At 66.2% G+C, this 26,990-nt stretch carries 23 protein-coding genes; 8 read left to right on the top strand and 15 right to left on the bottom strand.

The genetic code is table 11. From position 1 onward, the window contains the following. Positions 1-27 precede the first annotated feature (27 nt). The 3 genes from ACT53M_RS06025 to ACT53M_RS06015 form a co-directional block, all read right to left on the bottom strand. Complete coding sequence (locus ACT53M_RS06025) at positions 28-1,041, bottom strand: GGDEF domain-containing protein (RefSeq protein ID WP_476232147.1); 1,014 nt, start codon at positions 1,039-1,041, stop codon at positions 28-30. A gap of 289 nt (positions 1,042-1,330) precedes the next feature. Further along, positions 1,331-1,879 carry a peroxiredoxin gene (locus ACT53M_RS06020; protein ID WP_476232144.1) on the bottom strand — a complete coding sequence of 183 codons (549 nt, stop codon included), beginning with the start codon at positions 1,877-1,879 and terminating at the stop codon, positions 1,331-1,333. A 55-nt stretch (positions 1,880-1,934) separates the two neighbouring features. After that, on the bottom strand, positions 1,935-2,999 hold the full coding sequence (locus ACT53M_RS06015) for a phospholipase A (protein ID WP_476232142.1): 1,065 nt from the start codon (positions 2,997-2,999) through the stop codon (positions 1,935-1,937). A 63-nt stretch (positions 3,000-3,062) separates the two neighbouring features. Here ACT53M_RS06015 and hisN point away from each other — a divergent pair, with 63 nt between their 5' ends. Continuing rightward, entirely contained in the window at positions 3,063-3,845 is a 783-nt protein-coding gene (gene hisN / locus ACT53M_RS06010; RefSeq protein WP_476232141.1) for a histidinol-phosphatase, read from the top strand. Between the two features lie 15 nt (positions 3,846-3,860). Here the strand turns inward: hisN and ACT53M_RS06005 are convergent, their stop codons facing one another. The 7 genes from ACT53M_RS06005 to hflK all read right to left on the bottom strand — a co-directional run bounded on the left by ACT53M_RS06005 (position 3,861) and on the right by hflK (position 12,956). Continuing rightward, positions 3,861-5,807 (bottom strand): OPT family oligopeptide transporter, encoded by a 1,947-nt coding sequence (locus tag ACT53M_RS06005; RefSeq protein ID WP_476232139.1) that lies wholly within the window; start codon positions 5,805-5,807, stop codon positions 3,861-3,863. 159 nt (positions 5,808-5,966) lie between these two features. Continuing rightward, on the bottom strand, positions 5,967-7,265 hold the full coding sequence (locus ACT53M_RS06000; protein WP_476232137.1) for an ABC transporter ATP-binding protein: 1,299 nt from the start codon (positions 7,263-7,265) through the stop codon (positions 5,967-5,969). Between the two features lie 13 nt (positions 7,266-7,278). Then, positions 7,279-9,021: an ABC transporter permease gene (locus ACT53M_RS05995; RefSeq protein WP_476232135.1), complete on the bottom strand. Its 1,743-nt coding sequence runs from the start codon at positions 9,019-9,021 to the stop codon at positions 7,279-7,281. Positions 9,022-9,075: 54 nt separating this feature from the next. Continuing rightward, positions 9,076-9,243: a hypothetical protein gene (locus ACT53M_RS05990; protein ID WP_476232134.1), complete on the bottom strand. Its 168-nt coding sequence runs from the start codon at positions 9,241-9,243 to the stop codon at positions 9,076-9,078. Between the two features lie 148 nt (positions 9,244-9,391). Beyond that, a complete protein-coding gene (locus tag ACT53M_RS05985; RefSeq protein ID WP_476232132.1) occupies positions 9,392-10,915 on the bottom strand; it encodes a Do family serine endopeptidase in 1,524 nt (507 codons plus the stop codon). A gap of 95 nt (positions 10,916-11,010) precedes the next feature. Continuing rightward, on the bottom strand, positions 11,011-11,865 hold the full coding sequence (gene hflC, locus ACT53M_RS05980; protein ID WP_476232131.1) for a protease modulator HflC: 855 nt from the start codon (positions 11,863-11,865) through the stop codon (positions 11,011-11,013). Then, positions 11,862-12,956, bottom strand: a complete 1,095-nt coding sequence (gene hflK, locus ACT53M_RS05975; RefSeq protein ID WP_476232130.1) for a protease modulator HflK — start codon at positions 12,954-12,956, stop codon at positions 11,862-11,864. The genes hflC and hflK overlap by 4 nt, the downstream gene beginning before the upstream one ends. 71 nt (positions 12,957-13,027) lie before the next feature. Between hflK and ACT53M_RS05970 the strand changes: the two genes are divergently transcribed. Both ACT53M_RS05970 and ACT53M_RS05965 read left to right on the top strand, forming a co-directional pair. Next, entirely contained in the window at positions 13,028-13,990 is a 963-nt protein-coding gene (locus tag ACT53M_RS05970; RefSeq protein WP_476232128.1) for an Mrp/NBP35 family ATP-binding protein, read from the top strand. A 4-nt stretch (positions 13,991-13,994) separates the two neighbouring features. Then, positions 13,995-14,423, top strand: a complete 429-nt coding sequence (locus tag ACT53M_RS05965) for a CoA-binding protein (protein WP_476232127.1) — start codon at positions 13,995-13,997, stop codon at positions 14,421-14,423. Positions 14,424-14,561: 138 nt separating this feature from the next. Here ACT53M_RS05965 and ACT53M_RS05960 read toward each other — a convergent pair whose 3' ends face one another. Together ACT53M_RS05960 and ACT53M_RS05955 are read right to left on the bottom strand one after the other, a co-directional pair. After that, positions 14,562-15,695 (bottom strand): aminotransferase class V-fold PLP-dependent enzyme, encoded by a 1,134-nt coding sequence (locus tag ACT53M_RS05960; RefSeq protein WP_476232126.1) that lies wholly within the window; start codon positions 15,693-15,695, stop codon positions 14,562-14,564. Continuing rightward, on the bottom strand, positions 15,692-16,489 hold the full coding sequence (locus tag ACT53M_RS05955; protein ID WP_476232124.1) for a tryptophan 2,3-dioxygenase: 798 nt from the start codon (positions 16,487-16,489) through the stop codon (positions 15,692-15,694). The genes ACT53M_RS05960 and ACT53M_RS05955 overlap by 4 nt, the downstream gene beginning before the upstream one ends. 101 nt (positions 16,490-16,590) lie before the next feature. Between ACT53M_RS05955 and ACT53M_RS05950 the strand changes: the two genes are divergently transcribed. Then, positions 16,591-18,579 (top strand): oleate hydratase, encoded by a 1,989-nt coding sequence (locus ACT53M_RS05950; RefSeq protein ID WP_476232123.1) that lies wholly within the window; start codon positions 16,591-16,593, stop codon positions 18,577-18,579. 136 nt (positions 18,580-18,715) lie between these two features. Here the strand turns inward: ACT53M_RS05950 and groL are convergent, their stop codons facing one another. Together groL and groES are read right to left on the bottom strand one after the other, a co-directional pair. Next, positions 18,716-20,350, bottom strand: a complete 1,635-nt coding sequence (groL, locus tag ACT53M_RS05945) for a chaperonin GroEL (protein ID WP_476232122.1) — start codon at positions 20,348-20,350, stop codon at positions 18,716-18,718. Between the two features lie 54 nt (positions 20,351-20,404). Further along, on the bottom strand, positions 20,405-20,692 hold the full coding sequence (gene groES / locus ACT53M_RS05940; RefSeq protein ID WP_476232120.1) for a co-chaperone GroES: 288 nt from the start codon (positions 20,690-20,692) through the stop codon (positions 20,405-20,407). Positions 20,693-20,897: 205 nt separating this feature from the next. Here groES and sppA point away from each other — a divergent pair, with 205 nt between their 5' ends. The 4 genes from sppA to ACT53M_RS05920 all read left to right on the top strand — a co-directional run bounded on the left by sppA (position 20,898) and on the right by ACT53M_RS05920 (position 24,425). Next, positions 20,898-22,799, top strand: coding sequence for a signal peptide peptidase SppA (gene sppA / locus ACT53M_RS05935; protein ID WP_476232403.1), 1,902 nt, complete (start codon positions 20,898-20,900; stop codon positions 22,797-22,799). Then, positions 22,796-23,359, top strand: a complete 564-nt coding sequence (locus tag ACT53M_RS05930) for an N-acetyltransferase family protein (RefSeq protein ID WP_476232119.1) — start codon at positions 22,796-22,798, stop codon at positions 23,357-23,359. Before sppA ends, ACT53M_RS05930 begins: the two co-directional genes overlap by 4 nt. 82 nt (positions 23,360-23,441) lie before the next feature. Then, entirely contained in the window at positions 23,442-23,909 is a 468-nt protein-coding gene (locus ACT53M_RS05925) for a hypothetical protein (RefSeq protein WP_476232118.1), read from the top strand. 129 nt (positions 23,910-24,038) lie between these two features. Beyond that, a complete protein-coding gene (locus tag ACT53M_RS05920) occupies positions 24,039-24,425 on the top strand; it encodes an STAS/SEC14 domain-containing protein (protein WP_476232116.1) in 387 nt (128 codons plus the stop codon). A gap of 4 nt (positions 24,426-24,429) precedes the next feature. On the opposite strand, the gene ACT53M_RS05915 is transcribed toward ACT53M_RS05920, so the two are convergent. Beyond that, positions 24,430-26,901 carry a glycoside hydrolase family 31 protein gene (locus tag ACT53M_RS05915; protein ID WP_476232114.1) on the bottom strand — a complete coding sequence of 824 codons (2,472 nt, stop codon included), beginning with the start codon at positions 26,899-26,901 and terminating at the stop codon, positions 24,430-24,432. Between the last annotated feature and the right edge of the window lie 89 nt (positions 26,902-26,990).

Here is a 26,990-nt window from a genome sequence, read left to right as displayed (position 1 = left end):
TCGCCGGAGCCCGGCGAAATGCGCCAATTAGCGGTACTTTTTGCTGGGCTGAGCGACGCCCACCTGGATGCAGTTCCGCCCGCTGTTCTTCGCAGTATAGAGCAGCCGGTCGGCACGGTGGAATGCGGTCTGGTGCAACTCGCCCGGAACAACCGGCGTCAGCCCGGCGGAGAAGGTGATCTCCCCCAGCGGCGCATCGGTGTCGCGCAGCTTGTAGCGCTTGGCCTGCACGGTGTTGCGGGCATGGTCGAGCGTCTGGCGCGCCTTTTCCAGCGACACGCCGGTGAAAAGAATGGCGAATTCCTCGCCGCCATAGCGCGTAACGACATGCCCACGACAGCATTGGGTCAGTGCCTCGGCGATGGCCTTCAGCACCCGGTCGCCCACGGCATGGCCGAACCGGTCGTTGACCGACTTGAAATGGTCGACGTCGCAGACCGCCATGCACATTTTGCCGCCGGTATCGGCCTGAGCGACATAGGCTTCCTCGAAGGCGCGGCGGTTGGGCAACTGGGTCAGCGGGTCGCGCCGCGCATTCTCGCGGGCTTCTTCCAGCTTCTCGCGCAGCTCGGTTGCCTCCCGCGTGGCGCGTTCCAGCTTCTCCTCGGCGGTGCGCACCCGCGTTAGCATCGCGGCTGTCAGCCGGGTGACTTCGTCGATCGCCTCACTACCGTCCCCCCGGTCGGAGATCGCCTGCGCGCTGGCGGCAAGGTCGCGACCGAAATCGGCGGTTTCGGCGCGCATCGCCGTCACCATGTCGGCAAAGCCCTCGACCTGCATCTGGGTGTGCGCCACCAGCCTTTCGGTACACGGTTTGGCCGCACCGGAATCTTCGGCGGCGGCGGCCGGATCTGGTTCCGCATTGCGATGGAGCGTGAGGATGTCCTGCTTGGTCAGCCGCACGCCGCCCTCCGTCAGCACCTGCACGGCGCGGGCGAGCGGCCCGTCAGGATCGGAAAGAAGCTGATGGGCAAAGGCATAGTTGACCGGATCGGGCGCGAGCCGCTGGTCGAACAGAAATTCTCCTATCCGTTCGTACAACGCCCGGCTGGCTTGCTCGCCAGCGTCTGCTCGAACGGCCCGCGCGAAGCGCATCCGCCTAAACCCCTGTGGTATTACGGCTCAATGCCGCATCCTTCGGCGCAAAGGGATAATGCCGAAATGCTAAAAACTGGTTTCCGCGGCGTTCACACCGATTCCGCCGCGCTAACCGGTGAAGAAAAAAGCGAAAAATTGCGCAGACACAAAGTATTGCCGCCGCTTTCAGATGCATCCGCTACGGTGCGTGATCCTGTGTCAGCAGGGTCGCGCCCGTAGCGGAATACCGCAATCAATGCGAATGGGTGCGGTGATATTCCTGCACCGCCGCCAGCGTCAGCCGGATATGATCGGCCGGGCTGGGATTGTCGTGCGCAAGCAGGATACGGCCATCGGGGGCGATGACATAGCTGGTGCGGCTGGTGATGGTCTTCGCGCTGCCATCGGCATTGCGGCCGACGACATCATAGCCTTGGCTGATCGCAGCGGTCGAGGCGGCCACCGCGAACTTGCCCGCGCAATGTTCGCTGGAAAACTTCTTCAACTGGTCGACATTGCCGGCAGTCATGCCAATCACCGTCGCACCGGCCTTCTGGAACTCGGGCAAGGCTTCGGCAAAGGCGCGGGCTTCAATGTTGCAGCCGGGCGTGAACGCTGCCGGGAAAAAGTAGAGCACGACCGGCCCCTTCTTCAGTGCCGCCTTCAGGTTGATCGTTACCGGCTGGCCGGCGATCGCGCCCAGCGCAGTGAAATCGGGTGCCTTGGCGCCTGGCGCCAGCTCAGCGTCGGCGGGCATGGCGAAAGGCAGCATCATCGCGGCAAGGGCGAGTTTCAGGCGCATGGCAATCCTCCGGGGTTTTGACGGTACGATCTCTACGCCCGCTGCTACGCCAAGGCTAGCGGCTGAAGGCAATGCCCAGCCGGGCATGGGTGTCGCGGGACGAATAGCGGTCTAGCGCCTCGCCATAGCCGGTGAATGCCTGTCCGAACAGGAATATACCGAGGCCGCCCAGGCGGCTGAGCGGGTAGGAGAGGAACAGCTCGCCTGCGCCGCGCTCGGTCCGGAAATTGCCGCGAGCGCTCAGCGCGATCTTCAGCCCGTCCTTCTGCTGGAGCGCGGCGGCAAGGCCGGTATAGCCGAAATAGTCCTTCATGTCGTGGAAGGTGCCGCTGCTGCCGACATACACCCAAGCCTGCGGCGCGACATCGAGCTGCCAGTCGTGGCCCAGATCGAACCTTTTCTCGCCGCGCACGAACAGGCGGTTGAGATCGACCGAGTCGGTCACGCCTCGTCCGTTTGAATCGTGCCGCCAACCAAGCGCCACCCGCGTCGTGTCGTCGACGGGAATGTCGGCGTAGAGTTCGGGACTGTAGTTGGTTGAGCGAAACGGACCGGACGGTTCGTTCAGTGCCCAGAACATCGTCTGGGTATAGGCGAAGCGCAGATTGCCCAGCTTGAGCGGCGCATCTTCGGCAAAGGGGCGGAAGGCGAAGCTGAACTGCAGCTTGGCACCGGCATCCTTCAGCCCGAATGCGCCATAGATCGGCTCATGCGGCTCGAACCGGGCGAGCAGCGCGGAGGAACTGCCGGTCGCGCTTTGAACAACCGTTTCCTGCGGCGGCACCACGGCCGGGCGGTGCTGTTCGGCGGGCGGCAACACGGTGCCAGCGACGCCGACCGGCACATAGCGCGCCTTGACGAACGCTCCCGGCGCGATGGTGCGGATCGGCCCCGGCGTGCGTTCCAGCATCAGCCGGGTGCCGTCCGCCGCCGTGATCTCGATCTGGCGGGGGCCGGCATCGGCGACGGGGGCATCGCCCTCGTTGACCAGGAACACCTCGACGCCGCGCAGCGCCGCCTGTTCGGATTCGGTCTGGGCGGGCACGGCGCGGACCTGCGCCAGCGCAGGCGCGCCCGCACACAGCAGGCTGAAAGCGAAGAAGGCGGCGATTACGCGCATGGCCGAGGAAGTGGCAGGCGTTTGTGACCTTGGCTAGTCAAATCCGGCCGGGTAGGGCGGGGCATGGCCGTTTCCGAAACCGATGTCGCTCTTGCCGCCCGCCTTGCCGATGCCGCAGGTGCTGCGATCCGCCCCTATTTCCGCACCGAACACGGGCTGGAGGCCAAGGCCGACCAGTCGCCCGTGACGCTCGCCGACCGCGCCGCCGAGGAAGCGATGCGTAAGCTGCTGATCGCCGAACGGCCGATGGATGGTATCGTCGGTGAGGAATTCGGCGTGCGCGAGGGATTGAGCGGCCGGCAATGGGTGCTCGATCCGATCGACGGCACGCGCGCCTTCATTGCCGGTCGTCCGGTGTTCGGCACGCTGATCGCGCTGATCGAGGATGGTTGGCCGGTGCTGGGCATCATCGACCAGCCGATCATCGGCGAACGCTGGCTGGGGGTGACCGGCCGCCGCACGTTGTTCAACGGCGAGCCCGCCCAGACGCGCATCTGCCGCGACCTGAAGGGCGCGATCCTCGGTACCACCTCGCCGGCGCTGTTCGACGATGACCAGCTCCATGCCTTCGAGCATCTTGATGCCGCGGTGATGAGCACGGTGCTGGGCGGCGACTGCTATAATTATGGCTGCGTCGCCAGCGGTTGGCTCGATATCGTCGTCGAGGCCGGGCTGAAACTGCACGATTTCGCCGCGCTGGTGCCGGTAATCGAAGGCGCCGGCGGCCGCATGTGCGACTGGCAGGGCGACCCGCTCCACGCCGGCAGCAAGGGCGAAGTGGTGGCCGCAGGCGACCCGGCGCGCATCGACGACATTCTCGACGCGCTGTCTTGCCGCAGCCATTGACCTGCCGGGCGGGCGCTACCGCGCCTGCCGCCGGGTATAGGCGTAGAGCAGAGTGGTCAGCGCCAGGAATGCAGCGGTGCCACCTGCCAGCGCATAGGGCGCAAAGCCGTCGCCGAGGATCGCGAGCGGCGATTCCTTGCCCGTTTCATAGACGATGCCGGCGTAAAGCACGCCGAAAAGGCTGTCGCCGACAATCATGCCGGTCGCCATCAGCACGCCCATACGCTTGACGAATTCGGGATCGCGGGCGCGTTTGGCGGCCCGGTCGTAGAACCAGCCGATCACCGCGCCGACGACCACCGTCAGCGTGACGCCCATCGGCAGATAGATGCCCAGCCCCACCGCCAGCGGCGGCAGGCGCAGCTTGCCGGTGCGGGCCAGCACTTCGTCGATCAGGATCACACCCGCGCCGATCGCCGCGCCGATGCCGATCAGATCCCAGCGCAGGTTGCCGCCCAGCACGCCCTTGGCCAGCGACGAAATCAGCGCCGCCTGCGGGGCGGGTAGCGCATCGGCGCTCGCGCTGGCCACCCCGGCAAAGCCGAACGAGGCGTTGAGCACGCTCAGCACCGGCGGGATGACGAGGCTGCCGAAGATCACGCCGAAGATCAGCGCCACCTGCTGCTTCCACGGCGTGGCGCCGACAAGCTGGCCGGTTTTCAGATCCTGGAGATTGTCGTTCGAGATGGTGGCCACGCCGAATACGATGCCGGTGACGATCAGCGCATAGGCGATCAGCGCCTGCGTCGTGTCGGGTGCGAGGTTGCGGCCGAACAGGCCGACCAGCATCAGCGACGCGGCGACGACCGACAGAATGCCGATGCCCGAAACCGGGCTGTTCGAGGCGCCGATCAGCCCGGCCATATAGCCGCACACCGATGCGATGACGAGGCCGACGACCAGCACGAACACCAGTGAACCCGCGACCAGCAGCCCGGCCGAGGCGGAAAGTGGCCCGCCGGCCAGCACGCTCCACAGCAGCCAGCCGATCGGCAGCAACATGGCGAGTGTGACGATGCCGACCACGCCGATCGGCAGGTCGCGTTCGGTCAGCGCGACGTCGGCGCCGCTGCGGGCCGCACGCGAGGCAGCGAGTGCCGAGCGGATGCCGCCCAATACCGGACCGATGATCTTGAGCAGCGTCCAGATCGCCGCCATGCCGATTGTGCCCGCGCCCAGAAAGCGCACGTCGCTGCGGAACACGGCATTGGCGACATGTTCGGCGGTCCCCGGCCTGCCGGCGCTCAGGATCGGCAGGGCGATCCACCAGCCTATCGCGACGCCGACCAGAATGGCGATGCCGACGGTCAGGCCGATCAGGTGCCCCGCGCCGATCAGCGCAAATTGCAGCCCGCCGATCACGCCCGTCGACCCGGCTCCGGCCTTGAAGAACATCGCGCCCTCCTCGGCTGCCAGCTTCATCCGGGTGATGAGCGCAAAGCCTGCCGAGGCGAGGGCATTGACGACGATCACCGCCAGCCCGCGCGCGCTTTCCTCCGCGTCTTCGCGGCTGCCGGCGCCGACCTGCAGCACTTCGGCGGCAGCGCGGCCTTCGGGATAGGGGAGGTCGGGGGAGTCCACCACCAGCGCCCGCCGCAGCGGCACCGAGAACATCACGCCAAGGATGCCGCCGAACATCGTGATCGCGGCGGTTTCCAGATAGGGGAAGCCGTTCCACCAGCCGATCATCACCAGCCCCGGCAGCACGAAGATGATTGCCGCCAGCGTACCGGCGGCACTCGCCACCGTCTGGACAATATTGTTTTCGAGCACGGTGGAATTGGGCAGGAAGCGCAGGATCGCCATCGAAATGACGGCGGCCGGGATCGAGGTGGCAAAGGTCAGGCCGATCTTCAGACCCAGATAGACGTTGGCGGCGGTGAACAGCAGCGTGATCGCACCGCCGAGCAGCACGCCTCGCAGCGTGAGTTCAAGCGGCGCACGAACGGGGGCAGTGGCCATGGGTGGCGGAACTCCGGAATGATCGTCCCGGACGAGCCGGGCAAAAGGATGCGCCATGGTGGCATCCCGGTTCCGGTTTGCACAGAGGGTTTAGCGTGCGTCTGCGTTCCCCTCCCGCAAGCTGGAGGGGAGCAGAAACAGAACGGGGGGCGAACCTTCCTATTCCGGGTCCTCCAGGCTGAACACATCCGCGTCCTCGTCATAGGCGAACAGCTCGCCGAAGCGGCCCCAGAGCGTCACCGTCTTCAGCGTCTCGTCGGCGAAATCCGGGGACATGTGATCCTCCAGCTCGTCGCGGAAGCGGCTGGCCGAGGCGCGGTGCGAGTTGCGCTCGTCAAGGATGCGGCGGATATGCTGCGCAAGCGGCACATGCGCCAGCAGCGCCTGGCCGAACATCGTCTTGCGCTGGTCGACATCGGCCTGGGCATAGCGCCGCGCCTCCGCCGTCAGCACCAGATCGGCGCCGCGCAGATCGGCGAAGCGCAGCAATTGCAGCGTCTCGGCCATTGGGAAGAGCTGGTCGATCTCCAGCCCCAGGCTGTCGGCCAGCTCAGCCATCGCGGCGCGGCCGTCGAACGGGCTGGCGTCCACCTCTTCGATCAGGCCCGACAGGCTGTTGGTGGAGACCTGCGGCAGCACCATGCCGATGCCGGTGCCGGGGAACAGCCCGTCCTTGTGCGGCTGGCCGGCGGGGCGCTCCGTCATCCGGGCGTAGATGGCATCGACCATCGCGCGGAACTCGGGGTCAAGCCGGTCGCGCGGCTGGGGCAGCTTCACCTCGATCTCGGCGGCGACGCGACCTGGGTTCGACGAGAAGACCAAGATGCGGTCGCACATCAGCACCGCTTCTTCGATATTGTGCGTGACGAGCAGCATCGACTTGATCGGCATCCGCCCTTCGGACCAGAGATCGAGCAGATCGGTACGCAGCGTCTCGGCGGTGAGCACGTCGAGCGCGGAGAAGGGCTCGTCGAGCAGCAGCAGCGCCGGATCGACGACGATTGCCCGGGCCAGGCCGACGCGCTGGCGCATGCCGCCGGACATCTCCTTGGGATAGGCGTTCTCGAACCCGTCGAGGCCGATCAGGTCGATCGCGGCTAGCGCGCGGGCGCGGCGCTCGGCGGCGGGCACCTTTCGGGCCTCGAGGCCGAGTTCGACATTCTGTTGCACCGTCAGCCAGGGGAACAGCGCGAAGGTCTGGAACACCATCGCGACATCGGGGCTGTCGTCCTCGCGCGGGGTGAAGTGCACCTCGCCCTGGTCGGGCTGGATAAGGCCGGCGATCGAGCGCAGCAGCGTCGACTTGCCCGATCCCGAACGGCCGAGCAGGCCGACGATCTCGCCTTCGTGCAGCGTCAGCGATACATTGTCGATCACCGGCTTGGAGCGGCGGGCGCCATAATGATGGGTGAGCTGCTCGACCGAAACGAGCGGACGGCGGATATTCTGGGTGGCCATGGAACGAGGCTCCTCAGGCAAGACGCAGGCGGCGTTCGGCAAAGCGATACATCGGACGCCAGACAAGATGGTTGAAGGCGAGGACGAAGGCGGACATCGTCGCCACCCCCAGCGCCACGCGCGGATAGTCGCCGATCGCGGTGGCCTTGGCGATGAATGCGCCGAGCCCCGGCGCCTCGAGCCGTTCGCGGCCCCACACCACCACTTCGGCGACGATGCTGGCGTTCCACGAACCGCCGGATGCGGTCAGCGCGCCGGTGACGTAGAAGGGGAAGATGCCCGGCAACGCTACCTGCCGCCACCATTGCCAGCCCTTCACGCCGAACATGCCGGCGGCCTCGCGCAGGTCGTTGGGAATTGCGCTGGCGCCGGCGATCACGTTGAACAGAATGTACCATTGGGTGCCCAGGATCATCAGTGGCGACAGCCAGATGGCCGGGTTCAGCTTCCACGCGACGATACCCATCACCGCAAAGGGGAACAGGATGTTCGCCGGAAAAGCGGAGAGAAACTGCGCGACTGGCTGGAGCCGTTCCGCCCAGGCCGGGCGAAGGCCGATCCACACGCCGATCGGCACCCAGATCAGGCTGGCGAGTGCGATCAATAGGACGACGCGCAGCAGCGTCAGCAGCGCAAGCCCGAACGCGGTGACGGCATCCGTCCAGCGCAGCGTGTGGGCAACATATTCCACCAGTGTCCAGCCGCCGGCCGCCAGTGTGACGAGCACCAGCCCGCGCCAAAGCCATTCGCCGGCTGCGCTGGTCTCGCGTCGCACCGGGCGAGCGCGCCGCGCGCCGCGGTCGAGCGTCAGCAGCAGCTGGCCGAGCGCACGGAAGGGGGCGAACAGCACCGGTAGCATCCGGGTCGAACGAAACAGGTCATAAGCCCAGCTCTGCGGGCGCTCGCCGCTTGCGGTCTGCTCGAAGCGGAAGCGATCGGCCCAGGCGACGACCGGGCGGAAAACGAGCTGGTCATAGGCGAGGATCACCGCTGCCATCATCGCCACCGCTTCCCAGATCGCGCGGAAATCCTGCCGCTCGATTGCCAGCGCCAGCCACGAGCCGAGGCCGGGGAGTGCGATGCTGGTGTGGCCCACGGTGATCGCTTCGGACGCGACGACGAAGAACCAGCCGCCCGACATCGACATCATCGCGTTCCACACCAAAGCCGGGGTCGCGAAGGGCAGCTCCAGCCGCAGGAAACGCCGGACCGGCGACAGGCCGAATCCTTGGGAGACTTCCTCCAGATCCGCCGGCAGCGTGCGCAGCGACTGGTAGAAGCTGAACGCCATGTTCCAGGCCTGGCTGGTGAAGATGACGAAGATCGAGGCGAGTTCGGCGCCGAGCACGTCGCCCGGAAACAGCCCCATGAAGAACGTAACAGTAAAGGTCAGGAAGCCGAGGATCGGTACCGACTGCAGGATGTCGAGTGCCGGCACGATGATCTGCGCCGCACGCTTGCTACGCGCGGCCAGCGTCGCGAAGACGAAGGTGAAGATGAGCGAAGCGAACAGCGCTGCGAACATGCGCAGCGTGGTGCGCAGCGCATACCAGGGCAGATTGGCGGGATCGAGCGTTACGGGATGGCGGATCAGCGCGTCGATCGGTTCGATCGTGCCGCGAATGCCGCGTAGCGCCAGCACGGCGCCCGCGCCGAGCAGCACGAACGCGATCAGGTCGGCGCGGTTGGGTGCCAGACCTAGCCAGATTCGGGGGGACGCGCGGAGCACGCGCGCATGCAATCGGATCTTGGACATCTACTACCTCGTCTCGAGCCGGGCGCCGTGCGCGGGGCGGACGAGGGCGGTGAATCAGCCCTGGTCGCGCACGCGCAGCGGCGCCAAACTTCGACTGCCGTCGCTGGGCATTGCGTTGAAAACCTTTTGCTGCTGTCGCGAAGACGAGTCGCGACACGGGCGCCGGTGCGCGATCCCGGCGGCGCTGTCAATCGCGGTGTCATTCGGACGCGCGCGCTTCATGTTGAGATCATCCTTGGTGCTGTTGCGCAGCGTGGCGCACGAAAATGCCCGCTTCCATGCCCTCCTCCGCACTGGCGCGGTGGGGAGGGAAAGGAAACGGGCATTTCGATCCGCCGGCATGTCCCGCCGGCGGACAAATTGGGAAGGATCAGTTGCCGAGCGACAGCGCGACAAAGCCGCCATTCGGTCCGCGCTGGACGAACAGCACGACCGTCTTGCGGCCCTCGGCCTTGGCGGCTGCGACGGCCTTGTTGACCTCCGCCGCAGTCGCGACCGGCACGCGGTTGACCGAGACGATCACGTCGCCGCGGCGCAGGCCCTTGGCGGCTGCGTCGCTATTCTGGTCGACCCCCAGGATCACCAGGCCGCGGGTGCCCGCAGGCACGCCGATGCTGCCGGCAATCTGCGCGTTGAGCGGCTGTACGGCGAGCCCCAGCGAGGCAGTGCTGCTGGTGCTGCCGCCGCCATTGCCGTCGTCACCACCGGCGCCATTGTCGTCATTGGGATCGAACTGCGCCAGCTGCTCTTCGGGCGGGCGGGTGCCGACGGTGACGTTCAGCGTCTGCCGCTTGCCGTCGCGGATCACTTCCACCGGCACGGTGCTGCCCGGCGGAACATTGGCGACGAGGTAGGACAGGGTCTGCTGCGGCGTCACGTCCTTGCCGCCGACGCGCACGATAACGTCGCCGGCCTTGATCCCGGCCTTTTCAGCGGGCTGGCCCGGCTCGACGCGCGAAACCAGCGTGCCGCGATCAGACGGCAGGCCCAGGCCATCGGCCAGGTCCTTGGTCAGATCCTGCATGCCTACGCCCAGATAGCCGCGCTTGACCTTCTGGCCCTTCATTAGCTGGTCGATGACCGGCTTTGCCTGTTCGGCCGGAATCGCGAAGCCGATGCCGACATTCGCGCCGGTCGGCGACAGGATCTGCGAGTTGATGCCGATCACGTTGCCCTGCAGGTCGAACATCGGGCCGCCCGAATTGCCGCGATTGATCGAGGCATCGGTCTGGATGAAGCGGTCATAGGCGCCGCTGCCGGTAACGCGGTGGACGGCTGAGATGATGCCAGCGGTAACCGTGCCGCTCAGCCCGAAGGGGTTGCCGATCGCGACGATCCAGTCACCCACCCGCGCGCGGCTCGAATCACCGAAGCGGACGAAGGGCAGGTTGGTGCCCTCGATCTTCAGCACCGCCAGGTCGGAAGCCGCGTCGTTGCCGACCAGCCGCGCCTTGAATTCGCGGCCGTCGGTCAGCGTCACGGTGATCGATTCGACCACGGCCCCGCGCTGATCGGCGGAGATCACATGGTTGTTGGTGACGATATAGCCGTCCGGCGAAATGATGAAGCCGGAGCCCAGCGACTCGGCCTTCTGGGTGCGGGTGCCACCGCCGCCCTGGCCGCCGAAGCCGAACATCTCGAACGGCGTGCCGGCGAACGGGTTGTTGTTCACCGGCACCTGCACGCGCTGGGTGGTGGAGATATTGACCACCGCCGGCTGCAGCTTGGCCACCATGTCGGCAAAGCTCATCGGCGCGCCGGCCTTGGGGGCGGCGGCCTGGATTGCGCCCGGCTCGTTCTGCGCGGTCTGCGCGCCGGCGGGCTGGTTGAGCGTCAGGGTGGCGGCAGCGCCGCCGAGCAGGATCGCGGTAGTAAGAGCGTAGGCGTAACGCACTGCGGTATTTCCTCTCGAAGGAACGGGGTCTCTTCAGGCGCGGATTCTCGCGACCAGTTGCTGAACAGGCATTGAATATGAACGGGTGGACAGCATCATCGTTGCCCCGTGAATTCGCGCAAGTAACTATTCTGCGGCGACAGGATGATTTGCGTGTCGCCCTTGGCATTCGGGTCCATGAAGGTCACCCGGTACGACTGCATCGCACGATAGAAATCGTAAAAGGCAGGATCCTTGTTGAATGCCTGGGCATAGATCTGCGCCGCCTGGGCCTGGGCATTGGCGCGGATGATCTGCGCGTCCTTCAGGCCCTGTGCCTTGATCGTCGCGGCTTCCTGACGACGGGCCGTGGCCATGCGCTCGAGCGCGCTGTTGAGCGGTGAGCCCGAGGGTAATTCGGTTTGCTTGATCCGCACGTCGACGACTTCGACGCCATATTGGCTGGCGAGCCGCTGCAGCGACTTCTGGATACTCTCCATTACGTTCCCGCGTTCGGGACTGAGCAGGGTCTGCGACGGGCGCTTGCCGAGCTCGTTGCGGAGCGAGGAGCGTAGCAGTGGCTGCAACTGGTCGCGCAGCCTTTCTTCGCCGCCCACGGTCATCACCATGCGCAGCGGATCGGTAATGCGGTAGCGGGCATAGGCATCGATCTGGAGCCGGAGCTGATCGGTCGACAGCACCGGCTCGTTCGGCAGATCGACGCTCAGCACACGCTTGTCGACCCAGACGATCCGGTCGACGAAGGGAATGCGGAACATCGGCCCGGCCTGGGTACGGCCGAAATCTTCGCCCGGTTGATAGGCGTTGACCGTGCGGAGCGGCTTTTCCAGCCGCAGCACCACCGCCTGCTTGGTTTCCGGCACGATTGCGACGGCGCCCATCAGCACCACCAGCACGACGATGACGGCGACGAGCAGCGTGATCGGGTTACGATACCAGGCGCCGTTCACTGATTGCCTCCCTTGGCTGCGGCATCGCCCTGCGTCTGGCTGTTCCCGCGAAGTGCAGGTAGCGGCAGATAGGGTGTTACGCCCGGCGCCTCGACAATGGTCTTGTTGGTGCGCGACAGCACCTGTTCCATCGTTTCGTAATAGAGCCGGCGCTTGGTCACTTCGGGCGCGACTTTGTATTGCTCATAGATCTTGTCGAACTCGGCCGCTTCACCCTGGGCGGCAGCGATCACCTGCTGGGCATAGGCGTTGGCGTTGTTCTTGTTCGATTGGGCTTCCTGCTGCGCGGCGGTGACGGCCTTGAAGTCTTCGCTTACCTGTTGCGGAGCCTGCGCATTTTGAATCGCCACGCTCTGGATGCGGATGCCTGAATTATATTCGTCAAGGATGCGCTGCATCAGCACCTGCGCTTCGGCCTGGATTTCTGACTGGCCATTGCCGATCGCCCGGGACAGCGTCGTGTTGGCGATGATCGCGCGCATTGCGCTTTCGGCAGTCGCTTTCACCGTTTCTTCCGGATCCTTGATCTGGAAGACATAGTCGGGCGCGCTGCGAATGTCCCAGCGGACCGAATAGGCGAGATCGACGATGTTCTGGTCACCGGTCAGCATCAGGTTCTCGCCGCTCTGCGGGAATTTCTGCTCGCGGACAGCGGCGACATCGACCACGTCGACCAGTTGCAGCGGAGCCGGCAGCGTGAATTGCACGCCGGTATCGAGCGTTCCCGAATATCGGCCGAGAAAGGTGACCACGCCTTTTTCGCGGGGTTCGATCACATGTATCGATGTAAACATTACCCACAGCGCGATGAGCGCGCCCAGGATAAGCAGCCATAGCCGGGTACCGGTGGGAATGCCGGGCAGGCCCGATCCGCCCCCGCCGCCACCCACGCGACGGAACAGTTCGTCCAGCGCGCTGGGGCCGCCCGTGCGTGGACGCCGCCCCTCGGGCGGGACCGACCAGGGGTTGCGCGGTCCGCTGCCCTTGCCGGAGCCATTGTCCGATCCGCCGCCATTGCCGCCCCAGGGGCTCTTCGGGGGCTCATTGTGGAAGGTGTCGGATGCGCCGTCACCGCCGGTTAGTATCGCCATGCAGGCCTTTATAGGGTTCGATCTGCGGATTTACAGTGGCAGCAACACAATGTCGCCTTATGTGGGCGGGCATGACGACATCCGAAGACCTTACCGCCGCGCTCGCCCCGGTTTCTGCGGGGCGCGCCACCGTGCGTCTCGACGCGGGCCGGGCGAGCATCGTGCTCGACGTGACGGACCTTTCGCCCGAGGCGCGCGAAGCGCTGGAGGCCGATGTCCGCGCCGCCGCTGCTGCGCTGCCCGGGGTGGCGGAGGTACGGGTCCTCCTCACCAGCGAGCGCCGGACCCGGCGCATCCTGGCGGTGGCGAGCGGCAAGGGCGGGGTGGGCAAGTCCACCGTCGCCGCCAACCTGGCCATTGCGCTGGCGCGTCGGGGCCGCAAGGTGGGGCTGGTCGATGCCGACATCTATGGACCGTCGCAGCCGAAGTTGCTGGGTCTCGAGGGGGTGAAGCCCAAGGCACGCGACAAGACGCTGCTGCCGGTCGAGACGGCGTTCGGCGTGCGCATGCTGTCGATGGGCGGGCTGGTTGCCGAGGGGCAGGCCATCGCCTGGCGCGGGCCGATGGCGGGCGGGGCGTTGGGGCAGCTGGTCGATGCCGACTGGGGCGATGCCGAGCTGCTGCTGCTCGACCTGCCGCCCGGTACCGGCGACGTGCAGCTGACGATGATCCAGAAGCACAAGCCCGCTGGCGCGGTGATCGTCTCGACGCCGCAGGATCTGGCGCTGATCGATGCCACTCGCGCAATCGACCTGTTCGCCAAGGCAGGCGTGCCGGTGATCGGCCTGGTCGAGAACATGGCCGGTTATTGCTGCCCGCATTGCGGCGGCATTTCCGATCCCTTCGGCAGCGGCGGGGCAGAGGCAGCCGCCGGGCGACTGGGCCTGCCGTTCCTCGGCCGCGTGCCACTCGACATCGCGATCCGCACCGCATCGGACGCGGGCAATCCGCCGGCTGCCGGGAACGGGCCGGAGGCGCAGGTGTTTGCCGAACTGGCCGCGCAGGTGGATGCGTGGCTCGATCGAAAGGAATAAGGTCATGCCGCTGACGCGCGACGAGGACATCCGGGCATTGCTCGAACAGGCCCGCACTATCGCGATGATCGGCGCCTCCGACCGGCCGGACCGGCCCAGCTATGGCGTGATGGCGTTCCTGCAGCGCCAGGGCTACCGCGTCATCCCGATCAACCCGCAGATCACCGGCGAGCATATTCACGGCGAATTCGTCTTCCGCGAGCTCGCCCAGATCGGCGAGCCGATCGATCTGGTCGACATCTTCCGCCGTCCCCAGGCGGCCGGGGCGGCCGTCGACGAAGCTATTGCGGTCGAGGCTAAGGCGGTCTGGATGCAGCTCGGCGTAGTCAACGAGGAGGCCGCGGCACGGGCGGAGGCGGCTGGGCTTAAAGTGGTGATGGACCGTTGCCCGGCGATCGAAATTCCCCGGCTGGGCGTGGTACCGGTAGGGTGAGTGCGGGTTTCGGTCACCCTCACCCTCCCACCGCCTGCGGCGGCGGGCCCCTCCCTCTCCCAAAGGGAGAGGTGTCAATTCCCTCTCCCTTTGGGAGAGGGAGGGAGCCGCGAAGCGGCGGAAGGGTGAGGGTGAAGATTATGCCGTCTCGAGCTCCCGCAACGCCGCAATCAGTCGCGCCGTATCGCGCGTGTCATGATACAATCCGAACCCGATCCGCAGCACGGCGCCACGCACGTCAGTGACGATATCGTCCTCCAGCAACTTCGCCTGCCAGGCTGCCGCATGCGGTGTGCGCAGCGCCAGGAAGCGCGCCTGCCGGCCGTCTTCCCAAGCGGGGTTGAGCAGCTCGGACCCGGCCGGCAGCGCCGCCAGCGCCTCGGCCTTGAGCGGCGCGACATGCGCGCTGATCGCGGCGGTGCTCAGCCCCTCGCGCGCCAACATGTCGCGCACGGCGACGAAGCGGTAGAGCCCGGAGGGATCGAAGGTCGCACCCAGGAAGCGCCGCGCATCGGGGGCATAGCCGATGCTGCCGGGCGGCAGCGAAAGGTCGTCGAATTCGGCGTACCAGCCGGTGATCGCCGGGCGCGGCCCATAGCCCGGCGGCGCGTGCAGGAACGCACAGCCCTCACCCGCCATCGCATATTTATAGCCGCCGGCGGTGTAGAATATGCGGTCCGCGACGCCCGACAGATCGGTCTCGACCGCCATGAAGCCGTGATAGCCGTCGATCAGCACCCATGGCCCTTCCGGCCGCGCCAGCGCCGCCAGTGCCTCGACCCCATCGAAGATATGGCCGGTGCCGAACTGGACATGGCTCGCGACGATCAGGTCGTGCCCACCCGCCTGCGCAGCTTCGACCAGCGCCGCCATCGGCACCCGCGTCACGACGGCCGTGCCGGCTTCCTCCCAGCGCTGCGACTGGCGGCGGAAGCTGTGGAACTCGCCGTCGCTCGCCAGGATGCGGACTGGCCGCCCGCCGACCGGCAGTGCGGAGACCAGTCGGACGATCAGGTCATGCGTGTTCGACGCGAACACGATCGTCGCCGGGTCGGGCAGGCCGAGTTCCGCCGCCACCTGCGCCTGAGCCGCCGGCCAGATCTCACCCATCACCCGATCCCATTTACGGTCGGCGAGCCGCACCCCGTCTTCCCACGCTGCCTGCTGTCCCAGCCACGAGGCATCTGGCCAGAGATGGTGGCTGTGCGCGGCGAAGTGGAGCCGGTCGGGCGCCGCCGCCAGCGCGCGCTGGAACAGGTGCTTGTAGCTCACAGCTCGGTCCTCAGGCTCCATAGTTCGGGAAAGGCGCGCTTCACCAGCGTCGATTCGAGATAGGACACGCCCGCCGTGCCGCCGGTGCCCGGCTTGCCGCCGATCACCCGACTTACGGTGAGGACGTGCTTGTGCCGCCAGGTGGCGAGCGCATCGTCGATATCGACCAGCTTTTCCGCGAGCTGATACAGGTCCCAGTAGCGGCTGGTGTCGCGATAGACCTCCGCCCAGGCGGCGCGCACCGCGTCATGTGGCGTATAGGGTTGTGTCCATTCGCGGGCGAGTATTTCGGGGGGAAGCGCGAATCCCGCCGCCGCAAGCGCCGCATTGGCGTCGTCCCACAGGCTCGGCTCCGTCGCCGCCGCATTGGTCAACGGCCCGGGCACGCCGCCGCCGCGCAGGCCGAGCATCGTCTCCACCGCGCGGAACTGGTCCGACTGGAAACCTGAACTGCTGCCGAGCACGTCGCGGAAGCGGGTATAGTCGGAGGGCGTCATGGTCGCGAGCACGTCCCAGCTCAGCGTCATCACCGCCTGGATGCGGCTGACCCGCGCCAGCCCCTTATAGGCCTCGATCAGTCGCCCGCTCCGCACCAGCCCTTTGGCCAGTGTGAGTTCGGCGATCATCTGCTTCAGCCACAGCTCCTTGGTCTGGTGGATGATGATGAACAGCAGCTCGTCGTGCCGGTCCGACAGCGGATGCTGCGCGGCGAGCAGGTCGTCGAGGGCGAGATAGCGCCCATAGGTCATGTCGGATGCCATGGCCGAGTGATAGCCCCGGCACGCGAAAAGCAAAGGGCTGGCAGGCCGTTTGCCTGCGCACTTTACGAATATCGCGCGGTACCGGCGTGGCGGCATCCAGCCGGCAATACAGATGCAGCACAGGAGTAGCGATCATGGCTCGCCCCGTTCCGGAATGGCTCGCCGAACCCGCCAATGCCGCGCCCGGCAACTTCGTCCATGCCCCCGACACCACGGCGGGCTATTGGTCCCAGCGCCCGGAAAACACCCTGCCGCCACCCGATTTCTGGAGCCCCTATGCCCGCAACCGCCCGCTGCCGACCGAGGGGATCGCGGCGCGCAAGGCATGGATCGTCGGCAGCGGCATCGCCGGGCTGGCCGCCGCCTTCTACCTGATCCGCGACGGGCATATGCCGGCGGCGAACATCACGATCCTCGATGCAGGCGCAGTCGAAGGCGGCTCGCTCGACGGCGCGGGGGATGCGGAACAGGGCTATCTGATCCGCGGCGGGCGCGAGATGAACTGGAACTATGACAACCTCTGGGATCTGTTCCAGGACGTGCCCGCGCTGGAGCTGCCCGCCGGCTATAGCGTGCTCGACGAATATCGCTGGGTGAACGACCGCGACCCCAATTATTCCAAGGCGCGGCTGATGCACCGCCAAGGCGAAGTGAAGGATTTCCGCACTTTCGGCCTTTCGCGCAAGGACCAGTGGGAAATCGTTCGCCTGCTGCTCCAGCGCAAGGAAGAGGTGGGCGACCGCACCATCGAGCGCTATTTCAACCCCGGCTTTTTCGAGACGAACTTCTGGGCGCTGTTCCGCACCATGTTCGCCTTCCAGCCCTGGCACAGCCTGCTGGAAATGAAACTGTACCTCCACCGTTTCCTCGATTCGGTCGACGGCTTTGCCGACATGTCGGTGGTGGTCTTCCCGAAATACGACCAGTTCGACACCTTCGTCCGCCCGCTGACGAAGATGCTGCGCGAACAGGGCGTGCGCTTCCAGTTCGACACCCGTGCCTATGATCTCGACTTCGTGAGCGACGGCGAGGATCGCACCGTCACCGGCATCCGTGCGATGGTCGGCGGTGCGGCGACGGTGCTGCCGGTCGCGGCGCGCGACCTCGTCTTCGTGCTGCCGGGCTCGATGACGGAGGGGACCGCCTATGGCGACATGGACCGGGCGCCGGTGCTCGAACGTGGCGCCCATGATCCGGGCGCCGACAGCGACTGGACCTTGTGGCGCAACCTTGCCCGCCAGTCGCCACTGTTCGGCAAGCCCGACAGATTCTGTGGCGATGTCGCCCGCTCGATGTGGGAATCGGCGACGCTCACCTGCCGGCCTTCGCCGCTGGTCGATCGGCTGAAGCAGCTGTCGGTCAACGATCCCTATTCGGGCCGCACCGTTACCGGTGGTATCATCACCTTCACCGATTCAGCCTGGCTGCTCAGCGTTACCTGCAACCGCCAGCCGCATTTCCCCGACCAGCCCGAGGATGTGCTGGTGCTGTGGGTCTATGCGCTCAAGATGGACGTGGCCGGCGACAAGGTGGCCAAGCCGATGCCGGCGTGCACCGGCCGCGAGGTGCTGGAGGAGCTATGCTTCCATCTCGGCATCGCTGCGGATCAGGTCGCGGCGGTAGCCGAGGCGACCAAGGTGCGGCTGGCGCTGATGCCGTACATCACCGCCGAGTTCATGCCCCGCGCGGCGGGCGACCGGCCGCGCGTGGTGCCGGCGGGCTGCACCAACCTCGCGCTGGTCGGCCAGTTCGTTGAGACCAACAACGACATCGTCTTCACCATGGAAAGCTCGATCCGCACCGCGCGGGAAGGGGTGTACCGGCTGCTGAACGTGCTGAAGCAGGTGCCCGACATCAGCCCGACCCAGTACGACATCCGCAACCTGCTGCGCGGTGCGCGGGCGCTCAACAATGGCGAACCGTTTCCGGGCGAGCGGCTGCTCCACCGGCTGCTCGGCAAGAGCTATTTCGCGCATATCCTGCCGCCGCTGCCGGAGAAGGACGGCGACACACTGCACCGGGTGGAGGAGGAACTGACAGGGTTGTTCGAGCGCGGGAGCCAGTGGGTGAGCGAAGCGGCGGATACGGTGCGCGGCTGGATGGTGGGGGTGACGGGGCGGTAGTGCACCCTCCGGTTATTCTTGTTCCTCTCCCGCTTGCAGGAGGGGGCGAAGGGGCGGTTGGCGGTCGCCTGACGACAAGCGCAAAAAGGGCCGGCGGATCGCTCCGCCGGCCCCTCTTTTTGCGTCGAGCGTGGACTTAGAAGTCCATGCCGCCCATGCCGCCCGGCATTGCCGGAGCAGCGGGCTTGTCTTCCGGCAGCTCGGCAATGGTGGCTTCGGTGGTGATCAGCAGGCCGGCGACCGAGGCCGCGTTCTGCAGTGCGGTGCGCACCACCTTGGTCGGGTCGATCACGCCGGCAGCCACGAGGTTCTCGTAGGTGTCGGTCGCGGCGTTGAAGCCGAACGAGGTGTCGGTCTGGTCGAGCAGCTTGCCCGAGACGACCGCGCCGTCCTGGCCCGCGTTGCTGGCGATCTGGCGAACCAGCGCGGTCAGCGACTTGCGGACGATGTCGATGCCGCGGGTCTGGTCTTCATTCGCGCCGGTCAGGCCTTCGAGGGCCTTGGTGGCATAGAGCAGCGCAGTGCCGCCGCCCGGAACGATGCCTTCTTCGACGGCAGCGCGGGTCGCGTGCAGCGCGTCGTCAACGCGGTCCTTGCGCTCCTTCACCTCGACTTCGGTCGCGCCGCCAACCTTGATCACGGCCACGCCGCCGGCGAGCTTGGCGAGACGCTCCTGGAGCTTCTCACGATCATAGTCGCTGGTGGTGATTTCGATCTGCTGGCGGATCTGCTCGGTGCGAGCCTTGATCGATTCGGCATTGCCGGCGCCATCGACGATGGTGGTGTTGTCCTTGTCGATGGTGACGCGCTTGGCGGTGCCGAGCATGCTCAGCGTCACGTTCTCGAGCTTGATGCCCAGGTCTTCGCTGACGACTTCGCCCTTGGTGAGGACGGCGATGTCTTCCAGCATCGCCTTGCGACGATCGCCGAAGCCCGGTGCCTTGACCGCAGCAACCTTCAGGCCGCCGCGCAGCTTGTTGACGACCAGCGTCGCCAGCGCTTCGCCTTCGATGTCCTCGGCGATGATTAGCAGCGGGCGACCCGACTGCACGACCGCCTCGAGGATCGGCAGCATCGACTGCAGGTTCGACAGCTTCTTCTCGTGGATCAGGATGTACGGGTCAGCGAGCTCGACCGCCATCTTCTCCGGGTTGGTGATGAAGTAGGGCGACAGATAGCCGCGGTCGAACTGCATGCCTTCGACGACGTCGAGCTCGAATTCGAGACCCTTCGCCTCTTCGACGGTGATCACGCCTTCCTTGCCGACCTTTTCCATCGCCTCGGCGATCTTCTCGCCGACTTCCTTGTCGCCATTGGCCGAGATGATGCCGACCTGGGCGACTTCCTGCGAACCCGAGACCGGCTTCGAGCGGGCCTTCACGTCCTCGACCACCTTGGCGACGGCGAGATCGATACCACGCTTCAGGTCCATCGGGTTCATGCCGGCGGCCACCGACTTCATGCCCTCGCGGACAATCGCCTGGGCGAGCACGGTTGCGGTGGTGGTGCCGTCACCGGCGGCGTCGTTGGTCTTCGAGGCCACTTCGCGCACCATCTGTGCGCCCATGTTCTCGAACTTGTCCTTGAGCTCGATTTCCTTCGCGACCGACACACCGTCCTTGGTGATGCGGGGCGCGCCGAAGCTCTTCTCGATCACGACGTTGCGGCCCTTCGGCCCCAGCGTGACCTTCACTGCGTCGGCGAGAATGTCGACGCCGCGCAGGATGCGCTCACGAGCGTCGCGCGAAAACTTTACGTCCTTGGCTGCCATGGGACTGCCCTTTCAATCTGCGGAAGTTTAGGAAGTTTAGGGTAAACGACGTGCTCAGCCGACGATGCCGAGGATGTCGCTTTCCTTCATGATCAGCAGGTCTTCGCCGTTCACCTTCACTTCGGTGCCGGACCACTTGCCGAACAGGATGCGATCGCCAGCCTTGACGTCGAGCGGCGTCACGGCGCCGTCTTCGGACTTGGCACCGGTGCCGACGGCCACGACCTCGCCCTCCTGGGGCTTTTCCTTGGCGGTGTCGGGGATAATGATGCCGCCGGCGGTCTTTTCCTCGGCTTCGACGCGGCGAACGAGCACGCGGTCGTGCAACGGACGGAAGTTCATTGCCTGATCCTCTTTCAGGTGGATTTCGGTGTTTAGCACTCGGTCCCCCGGAGTGCTAACAGGCGGTCATATGTGAAGCCGGCGCGGCTTCGTCAACGGGTCGGGCACGCAAATTTTTCAACCGTATTGGCGCGATAATACGGGTCGTTTACTCGCCCTCCAGCATCCGGTAGCACAGATGCTCAGACCTGTTGAGGAGCCGCCGGTGAAGCTGGTCCGTACTGCCTGGAAAATTCTTGTCGGAATCAAGGATCTGCTGGTCCTGGTCCTGTTGCTCCTGTTCTTCTCGGTGCTGTTCGCGGCGCTGTCGCACCGGCCCACGCCGGCGACGATTCGCGACGGCGCGCTGGTCGTCTCGTTCGACGGGGCGCTGGTGGAGCAGCCGAGCGATGCTGATCCCTTTGCCGGCGTCAGCGGCAGCCGCCGTGCCGGCCAGATCGGCGCGCGCGACGTGATCCGCGCACTCGACGCCGCTCGCGGCGATTCGCGCGTGAAGGCAGTGGTGCTCGATCTCGACAGCTTCATGGGCGGCTATCCCGCCACCGTGAGCGAAGTCGCCGACGCGGTCGGCCGGGTGCGCGCTGCGGGCAAACCGGTGCTTGCCTATGCCACGGCCTATACCGATAGCGGCTACCGCATCGCCGCCAATGCCAGCGAGATCTGGGTCCACCCGATGGGCGGGTCGATCTTCATGGGCCCCGGCGGGCGCCAGCTTTACTACAAGGGGCTGACCGAGAAGCTGGGCATCAACGTCCATGTCTATAAGGTCGGCAAGTACAAGTCGGCGGTCGAACCCTATATCCGCGCCGACATGTCGCCCGAGGCACGCGAGGCGAGCACGGCGCTCTACAGCGGCCTGCTCGATCAGTGGCGCGACGGTATCCAGAAGGCGCGGCCCAAGGCGCGGGTCGCCGAGTTTATCGCCCATCCGGACGCAGCAATCGCCGCCGCGCACGGCGACATGGCCGCTGCCAACCGCGCCTATGGCCTGGTCGACCAACTGGGCGACCGCATCGCCTTTGGCCGTCATGTCGCCGAGTTGGTGGGGGCGCCTGCGGGTGCGCGGGCCGGCAATTTCAACCGGATCAAGCTGGCCGACTGGCTGCAGGCGCATCCGCTGCCGACCAGCGGCGACGCGATCGGCGTGATCACCATCGCGGGCGAAATTGTTGACGGCAAGGGTAGCGCCGGCACTGCCGGCGGCGACGCGGTCAGCAAGCTGGTGCTCGACGGGCTGAAGGACGGCAAGCTCAAGGCGCTGGTGGTCCGGGTCGATTCGCCGGGTGGTTCGGCGCTTGCGTCCGAACAGATGCGCCAGGCGATCCTGCAGGCCAAGGCGCAGAAGCTGCCGGTCATCGTCTCGATGGGCGGGCTGGCAGCCAGCGGCGGCTACTGGGTATCGACGGCGGGCGACATGATCTTTGCCGAACCGAACACGATTACCGGGTCGATCGGCATTTTCGGCATCATCCCCACTTTCGAGAACACGCTCGCCAAGATCGGCGTGACCAGCGATGGCGTGCAGACCACGCCGCTCAGCGGCCAGCCCAGCGTCGTGGGCGGCACGAACGCAACGGTCGATGCGATCCTGCAATCGAGCATCGAGGCGGGCTATGGCCGCTTCATCGGGCTGGTGGCGCAGTCGCGCAAGCTGACGCCGCAGCGTGTCGATGAAATCGGCCAGGGCCGGGTGTGGATCGGCGGCATCGCCCGCCAGATCGGGCTTGTCGACCGGTTCGGCGGCCTCAACGACGCGATTGCCGAAGCGGCGAAGCGCGCCGGGCTTGACCCCGCCAAGGTGCGGCCGGTCTATCTCGCCAAGAAGCCCAATGCCCTGCAAGCAGCGATCGCAGCGGCAATGGGGTCGTTCGACGATGGCGATGACGACGATGGCGACTGGGCCGATGCACCGGCGGGCGGCGATGCCTATGCCCGCATCGCCGGCGAGCGGCGTGCGCTGATCGCCCAGGCGCTGGGCGATGCCAAGCGGCTGGCGCAGAGCGGATCGGTGCAGGCGCGCTGCCTGGAATGCATGGCGCTGGGCGTGCCGAGCGCCCAGCCGGGCGACATGGCGCTTCTCCAGTTCGCGCTGGGGGCCGCCAAGTGATCGACATCCGTGCGGCGACACGCGACGACGCGGCGGCGATCGCCGCCATCTACGCGCCCAATGTGCTGACCGGTACCGCATCGTTCGAAAGCGAGCCGCCCGATGCGGCGGCAATGCGCGACCGGATGGCGGCATCGGGTGGTCTCTATCCATGGCTGGTCGCGACCAATGGCGACGGCGCGGATGGCGGGGTGATCGGCTATGCCTATGCCAACCGGTTCCGCGACCGCCCGGCCTATCGCTATGTCGTCGAAAGCTCGATCTACATGGCCGATACGGTGCAGCGGCGCGGGGCAGGGCGGCTGCTCTATGAAGCGCTGATCGACACGCTGCGCGCGCAGGGCTTCGTCCATGCCTTCGGAATGATCACGCTGCCCAATGACGGATCGATCGCGCTGCACGAGGCGGTGGGGTTCCGCCGCACCGGCGTGTTCCGCGAGGCCGGGTACAAGCATGGCCAGTGGATCGATGTCGGCATCTGGCAGTGCGAACTGAACGAGCCGGCGCGGCCGCCGGTGGAGCCCAAGCCGTTCCGCGAACTGGGCGTGGTGCGGGCATAGGGAGCACCACCGTCTAGAAAGTGTCGGTCTCGACACCTGTTTGCTGATCTGTAAACTCCGACCTTGTTCGGGGAGGATCACGATGCTTCTTATTGCGATAGCGTTGGCACAAGCTGTGACCGCGCAAGAGCGAGTTGCCTTCGTTGGAGTCCGGCCCTTTGATTGGGAGGCCTATCCGAAATGCACAGACAATCCGCCGCCCGATAAGATTTGCACCTATCCTCACGAAACCTACATCAACTTCGAACTTCGCCCTATGAGGCCGAAATGGATTGCTGCCAACACGACCGTTTACCTTAGCGATGGCAAACCAAGCGCGGGCGGAATCGACACAACTGGCATCGATGGCCAGCAGGAAGCGTTCAAATATCTGTCTATGATATACGGAAAGCCGGCTAAATTAGCCGTTGAAAAAATGCAGAACCGTATGGGGGCGACCTTTGCCATCATCCGCGCGGAGTGGCACCTGAAAGATGGCGCTCGCGTCGAATTTGATGGCGCTGGTGAACGCCTTGATCAAGGTGAAATCCGCTGGTTTCCTGGGCGCTGACCGTTGACCTCAAATCACCTGCGTTGCGGAGGGCAATATTCTTGTGGAAGCAAGGTCAGAAGCTGAGACATGTTCCGTTCAGCGCACCCTCGCGATGTAGCATCTTAACCGCATTTCGAACCTAAGCGCATGAACGATAGAATTACCCACAAGATTCGCGTCGATCGGGCGCATGCTCTGGTCGAGGCGACGATCTCTGGCGTCATCACGCCTGAATCGCTGGTGTGGATCGGTGAAGAGGTGCGCGCAGCGGTACGTTCGCTGGGCGACATGGCAGGCAAGCACCTGACTCTCTATGATACGCGCGGCGTACCGGTGGTGCCGCAGGCTACCGCCGAGATGATCGTGCAGACGTTCAGCCACCCCTCTGTGATTCCGATCCGGGCGCGTAAGCTGGCATTCGTGGTATCCACCGCGCTCGCCCGCCGCCAGTTGCGGCGGCTCGAAGGGGTAGTGCCGACGATGGCGGTGTTCGAAGACCGCGACGCGGCGCTGGCCTGGCTGCTGACCGAGTAGGGCCTTACGCCCCGCGCAGTTCGACCACGCCGCCGGGGGCCATGTCCGGCAGATCGAAGCGCAACCCGGCAGCATCGGACTCCGTCTCCAGAGGTTTGCCGCCCAGCCGGGCCTGCGCGGCGCCCGCACCATGGATGGTGACGGTGATCCGCTGCCACCACGGCGCATAGCGCCCCTCCCGGCGATCGAACACGATCCGCGTCACGCCCTTTGCGTCCATTTCGCAGCGTACCGTCTGGCGGGCGAACTGGCCGCGGGTGAAGCCCATCGAATGGCCGTCGTCATCGTACAGCGTGCCGGCGCAATCGGGCCCGGGATAGATGTGCAGCTCCAGCGGCCCTTCGGGCTTGTGGCTGGTCGACTGCACCAGCGGCTGGCGCGGCAGGATGGTGCCGCCGCGCACGAACACCGGCAGCGTGTCGAGCTGCGGCGTGATCGTCAGCAGGCCGAAGGGGCCGTCGCGGGAAGGCTCCGGCGTCACCTTTGCGCCGGTCCAGTAATCGTACCAGATGCCGGCGGGCAGGCAGGCGGCGTAGCTGTTGTGCTGTTCAGGGCGCGGGGCGCCCGCAACCAGCAGCTTGCCGCCCAGCGTGAAGCTCATCGTCGTCACGCAGCTTTCGCTGATCATCCCGGGGAAATCATAGAAAAGCGGCCGGGCCATCGGGTCGCCGGTGCGCGCATTGGTTTCGGCCAGCCCATAGAGGAAGGGCAGCAACCGATAGCGCTCCTCGACATAATGCCGGCGGATCGCGAGCTGCTCGGGGCCGTCCACCCAGGGTTCGGCGCGCGGTGCCGCCTTTTGCGAATGGTCGCGCATGATCGGCAGGAACGCACCATATTCGAACCAGCGGGTCATCAGCTCGGGCGTCGGTCCGCCGATAAAGCCGCCGATATCCGTGCCCGTCCAGGCAAAGCCCGACAGCCCCAGATTGAGCGTCTGTGCGACGGCGAGGCGCAGATGATCCCAGGTAGCCGAATTGTCGCCGGTCCAGGTCGCGGCATAACGCTGGCCGCCGGCATAGGAAGCGCGCGTCATCACAAAGGCGCGCTCGTCGGGGCGCAGCGTACGCAGCCCCTCATAGGTCGCACGGGTGTTGAGCATGCCGTAGACATTGTGGATCTCGGCATGGGTGGCGGTGCGGGGCGCGAAATCGTCGCTGGCGATGCGGTGGCGTACTTCGGGCGGCATGGTCTTGATCGGCGTTTCGAAGATCGCCGGCTCGTTCATGTCGTTCCAGATGCCGGCCACGCCCATGTCGACCAGCGGCTTGAACATGCTGCCCCACCAGGCGCGGGTGCTGGCACGAGTGAATTCGGGGAACACCGCCGGGCCCGGCCAGACCGGCGCGACATAGAGGCTGCCATCGGCGCGGTGCAGGAACTGGTCGCCGGCGATCCCGCTGTCATAGGCGGCATAGCCCTGGTTCGGCGCGGCGGCGATGTGCAGATCGGTGATGGTGACAGTCTTGATCCCCTGCGCATCGAGATCCTTCACCATCTGCCCGAAATGCGGGAAGGTCTTGGTATCGATGGTGAAGGGGCGCAGGCGGTCCTGGAAATCGATGTCGAGCCAGATCACGTCGGTCGGCACCCGCTCGGCACGCAGCCGGTCGGCGAGCGTGCGCACTTCCGCCTCGCTCATATAGGACCAGCGCGACTGCTGGTACCCGAGCGCCCAGCGCGGCGGCAGCGGCGTGGTGCCGGTCAGCCACGCATAGCGGCGCGTCACCTCGGCAACGCTGGGGCCGGCGAGTACATAATAGTCGACCGCGCCGCCCGCTGCGCCCATCTCCACCGTGTCGGCGTCGCGGTGGCCGAAATCGAACCAGCCGCGCCAGCTCGAATCGAGCAGCACGCCATAGGCGCGGTTCTCGTGACCCGTGCTGATGAAGAACGGGATCGACTTGTAGATCGGATCGGTGCCGTTGCCGAAGCCGAAGCTGTCGGTGTTCCAGGTGGTGAAGCTCTGCCCGCGCCGGTCGAGCGGGCCGGTCTTGTCGCCCAGGCCGAAGATATGTTCGTCCAGCGCCAGCGTGGTGCGCAGGGTGAAGCTGGCGCCGTCGCGGATCAGCGGCCGCTCGGCCTCGGCGAACAGCGTGTGGCCGGTGGCGTCCTCGAACCGCACCCGCTGGCTTGCGCGGTCGAACACGGCGCGGAGCAGCGGCGTGGCGATGCCGTCTGCGGTGACGGTTGCGGAAGTCTGCGCATGGCGCTGCGCGGCGGGGACGGCCCAGCTCGCATCCTCGGGCGCCTGGCCATGCGGCGCGATCCGCACGCGCAGCACGCCGGGTGCAATCGCCGTGATGCGGATATCGTCGCCGCCGCGTGCGGTGACGAGCTCGGGCGGTGCGGCCTGTGCCAGGGCGATCGCCGGCAGCAGCGCTGCGGAGGCCAGCAGGCCGGCAGCGAGCGTCTTGCGGAGCGCGGGGCAGGCGGCAGGGATCGGGCGGGCGGTAGCGTGCAGGGCGCGGCGCATGGGCGGGTCTCTCCGGTATGCGGGTGCCTCTGATACCGGGAGGACGGGCACCTCACGGCCCAAGTAACCGATTACAAAATGCCCGTCCA

It is taken from the genome of Sphingomonas sp. DMC6, from assembly GCF_056314225.1.
The sequence above is the reverse complement of the archived record's forward strand: the minus strand, read 5'-3'. Positions and strand labels throughout refer to the sequence as shown.

Excerpts from the sequence above, each read along its gene's own strand:
- hisN (WP_476232141.1), top strand. The coding sequence starts at position 3,063 with ATGGCCGTTTCCGAAACCGATGTCGCTCTTGCCGCCCGCCTTGCCGAT.
- ACT53M_RS05920 (WP_476232116.1), top strand. The coding sequence starts at position 24,039 with ATGAACGATAGAATTACCCACAAGATTCGCGTCGATCGGGCGCATGCT.
- hflK (WP_476232130.1), bottom strand. The coding sequence starts at position 12,956 with ATGGCGATACTAACCGGCGGTGACGGCGCATCCGACACCTTCCACAAT.
- ACT53M_RS06015 (WP_476232142.1), bottom strand. The coding sequence starts at position 2,999 with ATGCGCGTAATCGCCGCCTTCTTCGCTTTCAGCCTGCTGTGTGCGGGC.
- ACT53M_RS05915 (WP_476232114.1), bottom strand. The coding sequence starts at position 26,901 with ATGCGCCGCGCCCTGCACGCTACCGCCCGCCCGATCCCTGCCGCCTGC.
- ACT53M_RS05970 (WP_476232128.1), top strand. The coding sequence starts at position 13,028 with ATGACGACATCCGAAGACCTTACCGCCGCGCTCGCCCCGGTTTCTGCG.
- groES (WP_476232120.1), bottom strand. The coding sequence starts at position 20,692 with ATGAACTTCCGTCCGTTGCACGACCGCGTGCTCGTTCGCCGCGTCGAA.
- ACT53M_RS05965 (WP_476232127.1), top strand. The coding sequence starts at position 13,995 with ATGCCGCTGACGCGCGACGAGGACATCCGGGCATTGCTCGAACAGGCC.
- ACT53M_RS05925 (WP_476232118.1), top strand. The coding sequence starts at position 23,442 with ATGCTTCTTATTGCGATAGCGTTGGCACAAGCTGTGACCGCGCAAGAG.
- ACT53M_RS05950 (WP_476232123.1), top strand. The coding sequence starts at position 16,591 with ATGGCTCGCCCCGTTCCGGAATGGCTCGCCGAACCCGCCAATGCCGCG.
- ACT53M_RS06000 (WP_476232137.1), bottom strand. The coding sequence starts at position 7,265 with ATGGCCACCCAGAATATCCGCCGTCCGCTCGTTTCGGTCGAGCAGCTC.
- ACT53M_RS05990 (WP_476232134.1), bottom strand. The coding sequence starts at position 9,243 with ATGAAGCGCGCGCGTCCGAATGACACCGCGATTGACAGCGCCGCCGGG.
- ACT53M_RS06020 (WP_476232144.1), bottom strand. The coding sequence starts at position 1,879 with ATGCGCCTGAAACTCGCCCTTGCCGCGATGATGCTGCCTTTCGCCATG.
- groL (WP_476232122.1), bottom strand. The coding sequence starts at position 20,350 with ATGGCAGCCAAGGACGTAAAGTTTTCGCGCGACGCTCGTGAGCGCATC.
- ACT53M_RS06005 (WP_476232139.1), bottom strand. The coding sequence starts at position 5,807 with ATGGCCACTGCCCCCGTTCGTGCGCCGCTTGAACTCACGCTGCGAGGC.
- ACT53M_RS05995 (WP_476232135.1), bottom strand. The coding sequence starts at position 9,021 with ATGTCCAAGATCCGATTGCATGCGCGCGTGCTCCGCGCGTCCCCCCGA.